The sequence below is a fragment of the Lysinibacillus sp. fls2-241-R2A-57 genome, assembly GCF_030209535.1.
Lineage (GTDB): Bacteria > Bacillota > Bacilli > Bacillales_A > Planococcaceae > Lysinibacillus.
Map to the genome: position 1 here is coordinate 1 of NZ_JARVRU010000191.1, position 8,374 is coordinate 8,374.

General features: G+C 34.8%; 8 protein-coding genes. 7 read left to right on the forward strand and 1 reads right to left on the reverse strand.

Translation table 11 applies throughout. From position 1 onward, the window contains the following. The first annotated feature begins 891 nt into the window (after nt 1-891). From QRN68_RS23555 to QRN68_RS23585, 7 genes are all read left to right on the forward strand, one after another. Entirely contained in the window at nt 892-1,323 is a 432-nt protein-coding gene (locus QRN68_RS23555; protein ID WP_285399621.1) for a BrxA/BrxB family bacilliredoxin, read from the forward strand. Continuing rightward, entirely contained in the window at nt 1,311-2,099 is a 789-nt protein-coding gene (locus tag QRN68_RS23560; protein ID WP_285399623.1) for a class I SAM-dependent methyltransferase, read from the forward strand. Before QRN68_RS23555 ends, QRN68_RS23560 begins: the two co-directional genes overlap by 13 nt. A gap of 191 nt (nt 2,100-2,290) precedes the next feature. Beyond that, nucleotides 2,291-2,857: a hypothetical protein gene (locus tag QRN68_RS23565; protein WP_285399624.1), complete on the forward strand. Its 567-nt coding sequence runs from the start codon at nt 2,291-2,293 to the stop codon at nt 2,855-2,857. A 27-nt stretch (nt 2,858-2,884) separates the two neighbouring features. Then, complete coding sequence (locus QRN68_RS23570) at nt 2,885-3,394, forward strand: immunity 22 family protein (RefSeq protein ID WP_285399626.1); 510 nt, start codon at nt 2,885-2,887, stop codon at nt 3,392-3,394. A 2-nt stretch (nt 3,395-3,396) separates the two neighbouring features. After that, entirely contained in the window at nt 3,397-4,299 is a 903-nt protein-coding gene (locus tag QRN68_RS23575) for an ATP-grasp domain-containing protein (protein WP_285399627.1), read from the forward strand. Between the two features lie 18 nt (nt 4,300-4,317). Further along, on the forward strand, nt 4,318-4,836 hold the full coding sequence (locus QRN68_RS23580; protein WP_285399629.1) for a hypothetical protein: 519 nt from the start codon (nt 4,318-4,320) through the stop codon (nt 4,834-4,836). 1,054 nt (nt 4,837-5,890) lie between these two features. Further along, nucleotides 5,891-6,550, forward strand: coding sequence for an AroM family protein (locus QRN68_RS23585; protein ID WP_285399630.1), 660 nt, complete (start codon nt 5,891-5,893; stop codon nt 6,548-6,550). A 370-nt stretch (nt 6,551-6,920) separates the two neighbouring features. Here QRN68_RS23585 and QRN68_RS23590 read toward each other — a convergent pair whose 3' ends face one another. Further along, nucleotides 6,921-8,108 carry a hypothetical protein gene (locus QRN68_RS23590; protein WP_285399632.1) on the reverse strand — a complete coding sequence of 396 codons (1,188 nt, stop codon included), beginning with the start codon at nt 8,106-8,108 and terminating at the stop codon, nt 6,921-6,923. Nucleotides 8,109-8,374: the final 266 nt, after the last annotated feature.

Here is an 8,374-nt window from a genome sequence, read left to right on the forward strand (position 1 = left end):
TGGATGGTTTACTACCGCCCAACCATTATAAAGGATTTTTTTATGCATAGACCATATTACAGAAAATTCAGTTTTTGTAAATGCATTGAATTATTTTAATGCGACGCTAGTGAGCGTAAATGAAACAATTAAAGTTAATAAAAATAATAATTTTTTTGCAACTTTCATTAATATAATCTCCTTTTTCAATTATTTAAAAATATCTTGAAATGCTATTATAATCAGAATAAAACAAATGATTATAATAAATGAGAGAATAATTAGATTATATTTTTTAAAATATAATCGCAAGCTAATCAAAAATAAACTAAGAGAAAGTAAAATCAAAAAATATGGGAATACTAATATATTGTCACTAAGTAACATATATAAACCGAGTAAAACCAAAATAATAGTGGATGGTATTTGTAATTTTTTTATTTTTTCCTCAGTCATAAAACGTTGACACCTCCTACAAATCATCCGATTAATTACCGTTATAACATATTTTTGGTAAATTTTGAAATTGAATATCGATATTAATGATTAATTTATTTCAATTCAATTTACTTTATTTAACTATAGTGACAGTACCTAGAGTATAAAGACTGGGCTTTTTTTATTCCCATTAATTTATACTTGTCAAAACACAATCATCTGCTCCGATGTGATAACTTTAATCTATTAATTTAGTAACTGTTAAATTCTTAGTATGGATTAAAACCCATTTTTTAGGTGTGTAACGAGCATCGACCAAACGACCCACCGTTACACAAAAAAGTCACCAAAATCACGAAAAAGTCACATTTCCCTCGAAAACGCATGAAATCAGGCAAAAGGCAAGTCTTTGTACATTCGTGAATAACCTTGATATAATAACATTTGCGAATACATATGAAAGAGGGTAAAAGCATGAACGCTTACGATGAATATATGAAGCAGGTAGTGAAGCCGATGCGTGAGGAGTTAGTGGAGGCTGGTTTTACGGAGTTGACGACTGCTGATGCGGTGAATGAATTTATGGCGGGGGCGAAGGGGACTTCGTTGGTTGTGATTAACTCGGTTTGTGGTTGTGCGGCTGGGTTGGCGCGTCCGGCTGCTCGTGAGGCAGTGGAGGCGGTTAAGCCTGATCATCTTGTGACTGTTTTTGCGGGTCAGGATCCTGAGGCGACTGTTGCGATGCGTAGCTTTTTTGAGGATGTGCCACCAAGTTCACCATCGATGGCAATTTTAAAGGATGGGGAATTGGCTTACTTCATTCCGCGCGAGCAAATTGAAGGGTTCCCTGTGGAGCAGATTGTTACACATTTAACAGGTGTTTTAGAGCAAACATGCGAGAAGTAATAACCATTGTTACGACAGCGGGCAGACCAGACGATTTATCGTTGGCGCTCGCTGCTTTTGCATGTGAACAATTAGATACTTCGTTTGAGCCAAGGAAAAAGCGTTCTGTTCGGAAAATCTCTCAGGAATTGCATGCGCATGTGATAGTTGCTGGGAAAAATCGTTATGAATATTATGCTTTTGATGCAGAAGAGCCGTTTTTCTTCCATCCAAATTCTGCAGCTTTTCGCTTAAAGCGTGTGGCTCGTGGGGAAATGGAGCCTTTTTTAGAAGCGGCACAGCTTGAAAAAGGGGATTCGGTACTTGATTGTACGCTGGGGCTTGCTGCGGATGCTATGCTGGCGGCTTATACTGTGGGTGAAGCGGGCCAGGTTGTTGGGCTGGAAGCGAATCCTAATGTGGCATTTATTGTTGAGCAGGGGATGCAATCCTATGATACGACTGAGCTGCCGTTAACTGCATGTATGCGCCAAATTGAAGTGGTGAAGACGGAAGCGGTTAGCTATTTAAAGACTTTATCGGACAATACTTTTGATGTTGTGTATATGGATCCGATGTTTGAAGAGATTATTGACGAAGCGAAAAATTTTGAGGCATTACGTGTAGCTGGGGAACATGTAACATTAACGGATGAGTGGGTACGTGAAGCGAAACGAGTGGCGAGAAAACGGGTCGTATTAAAGGCTCATTTTCGTTCAGAATGGTTTGCCAAATATCATTTTCAACAATATAAAAGAACAACTGCGAAGTTTCATTACGGTGTTCTGAATGTGTAGAAGTATTTTTATTGAAAGAGGCTTGTTCATTTTGGACTTGCCTCTATTTTTTTATCTAAAATTCAAAATATGGTAATATGAAACAGTATTATACTGTTGATTTATTGGGATGTTCTATTTTCTAAAAATCAGGAAATGTACTACTAATATAGTAGAAAAATTTTAATTAGGGAAGAAGGGTGTGTCTAGATATGTCATTATCAATTAAAGAAATAAGAACATCGTTTGAACTTGATTTACTAAAAAAGGCACAGTCAATGGAACTTACGAAACCACCTAATCCGTGGGAACATGAAACAATTATTCCTGCATCTGGCGTATTTGCGTGTGGATGGGATCAAGAAGAAAAAGTTGTTCTGATTAGCGGTTCAGGATACAGCATTACTGAGCCAATTACAGGCACTCGTCTACATAGAGATTATGATGCTAATATGACTTATGACAGTATTAGTGAAGATAATTTATTTTTTAATATACCTTGTACTAAGGAAAAAATAATGATATTTGGCTTTGAAGCTGGCGACGGTATTCATGTAACAAACGATGGGTGGCAGCTTGAAGTCATTTATCCATGGTGGCCTCGAGCAACTGTCATCATCGAAAATGCTTTTAAAGCAAATCACCAATATTTAGAAGGAGCAACTGCAATTGATTTAGGTCGTTTAGATGCCCCGATTAAATGTGGTTTTTCTCCATCAGGTAATCATTTAATGATTATGGGTTCAGGAGGAGCTATAATCTATTCTAGAAATACCTGATGTATCTCTAAAAAAGGATGTGATAAAGTGATTTTCGACTATTCAGAGGAAAATAGCGGTTATGTATCGATTTGGGCTGGTAGATTTAAAAATAATGAACAGCTTGATAACTATCTTACGACGGTATACCAGCGTGAGGATGAGGCAGATGAAGAATTCTCCAAAAAGCTAGAGCAGCTTTTCCTGCCACAAAATCAAAACCGAGCGTGTGAAGTTGAATTGAAAGAGCTTTATGATGAATTTTACAATCAATTTGAATATGACTTTGGATTCACCTTTGATGAGGATTTTCGTGAGGCACTTTATTATGAGTCATTTTCTACTAAACTTGATCAATTACTACATGATGATTTTTCTTATTCAGAACAATTTAAAGGTGAATTTATTTCAAAAGTAGGAAATGAACTATCCAAACCATACAATACGATAATTTTGTTATACGATGTTAATTATGATGGGCAAATTTCAACTGTCACCCATGATACATTCCACATCGATTTTCTTGGTACGATTTTTTGCGAGGAGGATAGGGGATAGCCATGAGAATTCTTTTTTGTAGTGATCCTTTAAACAACCGATCTGTTGATGTTGATTATGAATTAGAAATGAATACAGCGAAATCGCTTGGGTTTAAGGTTGATTTAATTCAACTTGAGGATATATTGGATCATAAAATTCAACAGGCACTGCGTCAAATTGAGCCTTCACATACACTGGAAACGGTCATATACCGTGGCTGGATGTTGAGTCCTGAAAATTATGAGAAGTTATATCAAGGATTGTTAAAGAAAAACTTGAAACTCATTAACAGTCCATCGCATTACGTTACATGTCATTATTTTCCGAACGCCTATCATGTTATTAAAGATTATACACCTAAAAGTAAATGGATTGACATAGAGGCTGTTCATCAAGATTACAATACAATCTACGAGGTTGTTGCTGAATTTCATCATCAACCGATCCTAATTAAGGACTATGTGAAATCAAGAAAGCATGAGTGGGAAGATGCGTGTTTTATTCCTGATGCGTCTGATAAAAAACAGCTTGATTTTGTTGTTAAAAATTTTATTGAGAGACAAGGGCAGGATCTCAATGGTGGGCTTGTCTTTCGAGAATTTATTCCATTAGAGAAGGTGGCTGAACACCCTAAGAGTGGTATGCCGTTGTCGAGAGAATATAGATTGATGTTTTACAATCGTCAACTATTACAATTGTTGGATTACTGGGAAGAGGTTACATATGATAATGAACCACCCAGTTTGGACGGATTTATTACGTTAGCTAGTCAGCTAAACAGTAACTTTTTCTCCATCGATATAGGGAAAACCGTTGATGGTAGATGGATAATTATTGAGGTTGGGGATGGGCAAGTGTCAGGGTTGCCTGAAAATGTTGTTGAGGTGGAAAAATTTTATAAATCTTTGAGCAATGAAAGTTAAAATTTTAGGGGGATATGTATGAGCCAATTATATGAGGAAATCGAGCTGTTTTTGAAAAATCCATCTGTGGAAGAAGAAAGTTTTTGGGAGAGCGAAGTATTGGTTTGGGTTGATTGGAAAGATTTTGATGATTCTATTGTTGAATATTTTAACAATTTCTTACTTGAAGAAGATCTTATAGAATTTGAGATTATTGAAAATGATCAGCCAAGGGGCGTTGATATTTTTTTGATAAAAGATGAGGTAAAGAAAGCGATCCCGTATGATGAAGAAAGGACGGATAGGGACACAACCTTGAAAGCTGTTCAGGACTTTATTGCTCCGAAATATCAAATTCGTTGGTATATGGATTCACTCGGGGGAGATACTTTGGCTTTTTGTCTGCTACCAACTGAAAAGTGGTTGAAGTTAGAGAAAGAATATGGCGCAGAAAAAGTTACCTATTATTTTGCTTCTATTACACAAGATGCGGTGATGTTTGAGATGGATATAGACGAAATGTCTGATTTGTTGGAAAAGAGAAACAGTGGAGTTTAGAATGAAATGCGATATACAGGTGGCTTAGGCAAAGGTACAACAGTATACGACTGTGAGAACTTTTGTGGTGTGCGCAACATGGGTATCATATTGAATGTTCAAATTTTATACTTTGGTAATCTGAAACGAAAGCTTTACTTTTTAAATACATTGTAGTATAATATGTATCGTGCTATTTTAGGTGGCATGTTTCCGTAATCTGGCATTCTGCTTTCTGTTTTTGAGGATACTTATTCACACTGGCGCATGCTTTGGGGCTGCAAGGACGCAAAAGAAGGTTGGGTTTGCGTTGCTTAAGTTAGAAAGCACACAGTGGAATTTTACCGCGGTGATGAAACATATTCTGTTTCAAGATAACATTCCCCAGATGATTGGGTTGAGACTTTACAATTTACGAAAAATGTTACCTATTAAATACTAAAGGGGTGGCTTCGCAAATGCGAGGCTGCCCCTTGTCTAATTTTTCGGGGAGTTTCGCTGAAATGAAAGATAAAATTAGCGAAGTGACGGTTAAAAGGGCTAAAATTACGATATAATCATCAAGAGACATAGATAAGAGCATTCAGTCAGTAGACAGATTTTGTCTACTGTTTTTGTAAGCTGTCGTATTTAATGTAGTTCTTTTTTACCTGTTTATCGGATGAGTGTTCCGATATATTTGAACATATACGGAAAAATTACTATACTTTGAAACATACGATTCGTTTATAATTACCTTAAGAAATCAAGAACAAGTATTGCAATATGTCGAGAAAATTTTAGGACCGTTAGATATTTCAGACGCTAGAAGTATATTTTTTTCAAAATGGTAATACGTCAAAAAGGGTAAGCTTTTATTTAGAATAAAGAGACTGAAAATTCTTATAAATTTTAAGAGGGTAGGAAAATACTGCTACTATTATAGAAAGTTGTAAAGCTGATAAAAGGGAAAAAGATTGTGGAGGTGTAAATATGACATTAAAACAAACATTAACGATTTTAGATGTATTAGATCAGCATTTGAATAAATTATACGGTTCCATGTCATATCTTCAAACTTTAGGAGTGACTACAAATGAATAAAGTCGGTATATTAACAATCGGAGAATCGCCTCGTTCAGACATTACACCAACATTTAAAGAAATGTTTAAAGGAAATATTAAAATTGTGGAAAGGGGAGCATTAGATTCCTTAGACGAAGCGCAATTACTAAAAGTTATTCCGAAAAAAGAAAAGAATATCTATGTTTCGCGATTGCGTGATGGCAGATCGATAAGAATAAGTAGAAGAAAATTATTACCGTTATTACAAGATGAATTATCAAAGTTAGAACAAGAAGTTGATTGCGTCGTTATACTATGTACAGATGATTTTCCAACTTTAAAAAGTAGTAAGCCTATTTTTTATCCAAATCGAATAGTAACACAAGTTCTTGCTGCAATGGTCAAACATCAGAAGATAGGGTTAATCGTCCCGTTAGAAGAACAGCGGGAAGCGATGCTGGAAAAATGGAAGGATATTACGGATGATATAACTATTACTGTTGCCTCACCATATGATTATGGCAACTTTAAAGCAGCCGCTCAATACCTTAAAGATTACCGGGTCGATCTAATTATTTTAGATTGTATGGGATATAATGAAGGACATAAGCAACTAGTAAAAAAAGAGAGTGGTATTTTAACAATTTTGCCATGTACTTTAGTAGCAAGAATTCTGAGTGAATACTTATGAATCATTATAGCAATAAAGAAAAGTCCATGAGCTATGTAAAGTTCGCGGACTTTTCTTAATAAAATAAATAAAATAAATTAGTCTGTGAAGCATTAATTATATCAGCATAAATATTAATCCTTAAATTCAAAAAAGCAACACCAGAATCAATTGCTAGTATCCAAGAGTTAGCTCAAGAAGTAAAGAGACAGAGGGAACTTTTGTTTGAGGTTTAAAGTAAAGCTGTCGAGCGTTTAAATAGTAAGTCGATTAAATCATATGCTGTGGAAGAAAAAGCGCATAGAGAGGATATATTGTGCGAAGATAAGAAAGGGGTTAATCCCTGAATCATTGTTTAATGACTTTTAGGATAACCCCGAATTTTCCCTGGTTAATGTTGCGGAAGATAGTCTTGGCCGTTTATTGTCACTTTAGAAGCAGAGATAAGGATTTCTTTATTTGCTATAAAATATGGGTTTAATATATTGTAAAGTGCTTCCCATTTTTCTTTACTTTTTTCTTGTTCTTCTTTTTCATCGAGAGCTAAGATTTCTTCATAAAGCTGTTTTAATTGCTTGCTATCTGCTTCACTCACTTCGAATTCAAAGTCAGCCATGTATTCTTCAAATGTTTGAGGCTTTTCGAACTGATTTAAGAGTCCATAGAATTCTTCGTGTAGTTTATCATACAACTCATTATTTTCATCTTTTAATGCTTTTTGTAAATCCCCATGAAGAGTTTTTAGTTTGGCTAAAGTTTCAGCGGGGATATCTATTAATTCCGTGAATTCCCTATAGCTATCCATAAATTCTTCAAATGTTTCTGGTGTATTTAGCTCGTCTAAATATGGTCCAAGGATTTTATAAAACTCTTTATATTTATCATTAGCCTTTTCTTCCTCGTCACTTTTCTCAAGCTTTATCCATTCTTCGTAGATAGCTTTAAGTTGAGTGTTATCGTTTTCTTTAATAACTATATTTGCCTCATTAAATCCAAAATCTTTCATATACTCTTCAAATGACTGTGGCTGCCAATTAGCTATTATATATGGCTTTCTGATTTTATCCATTTCTTTGTAAATTTTTTCGATTTCTTCATATTTCTTTTCAATCTCTTCTTCAGTCGCTTCTTTTTCTATTTCAGCCGACACTTCTTTTCTTAGCTTTTTGATTTCATTAAACATTTTTTCTAATTTTGTTAAATCTTCTTGTGTTACCTCTTTAGGTAAACCTTTTTTATATACGTCAAACGTGTAGAAGTCTGAATAATCTTCTGCTAAGCTACCTTCTACAGAAATTTCCTGTCCTTCTACTAAGTTCATTTTTTCTAATTGCTCATCTGAAAATTTAATTAAACTGATGAAGTAATTTTTACCATCAATTCCCTTAAGGATCATTCCATCGCTCTCGCTGTAGACTTTTTTAATAGTACCTGTAATTTTTTGTTCTAGTTGAACAGTAATACTGCTGCTTTCTGATGTTTCTACTGATGCAGCTCCTGCTTGAAGTGGTGTTAGCACAGCCATTCCTATTGTAAGTGCTGAAGCAATCATCCAAGTTTTTTTAATTGGTTTTTTCATAATTAGTTCTCCTCGTATTTTAGAAATTAGGTGTTACCAATAACTGGACGATTTACCATATGGAAAGGTTCGTTTTTTTAAAAAAAAATTATAATGGAGAATTAATGATAGACCACTCTGTGAAATTGACATATGAAATAGCACGCGTGTTGATTATCCGATTTCTTCCAATGAAAATTATACAAAAAGAGAGATTCTCATGTAAAATGTAAGTTACCACACAAACAATTACGAAATGAGGAATCTCTCTTGAACAAGAATAACAC